Annotated in this window: 1 protein-coding gene; it reads right to left on the reverse strand. The window is 38.9% G+C overall.

What is annotated here, in order from left to right:
• On the reverse strand, window positions 1–339 hold a 339-nt coding region (locus AOA60_RS08405), incomplete at both ends, for an extracellular solute-binding protein (RefSeq protein WP_143522406.1).

Here is a 339-nt window from a genome sequence, read left to right on the forward strand (position 1 = left end):
CAGCTAAAAATTCCTCCACTGGATCTCCGTCCATTAAGGATACATCAACTCGTTTTAAGTTTTCCATCAACTCAAATGCCTTAAGAAATTCATCATCTGTCCAACTGGCTTCACTATTCATAAGATCGAATAATTTCTCTTTACCTGATGTCTGGTACAATACCCCTTCGAAGAAATTGACAAATTCGTACTCATCCGAAGTAATTGGAGTATATCCAACATGCACCGCTTCCTCCATCAGATCTATGAATTCCTCCCATGTTTCTGGTATCCCACCTAACTCTTCAACGATCTCCTTATTATAAAATAGTTGGTTTGCAACTAGCATCACTGGTAAGC

The organism is Pseudomonas sp. 2822-17, from assembly GCF_002742485.1.
GTDB classification, from domain to species: domain Bacteria; phylum Pseudomonadota; class Gammaproteobacteria; order Pseudomonadales; family Pseudomonadaceae; genus Aquipseudomonas; species Aquipseudomonas cyclaminis.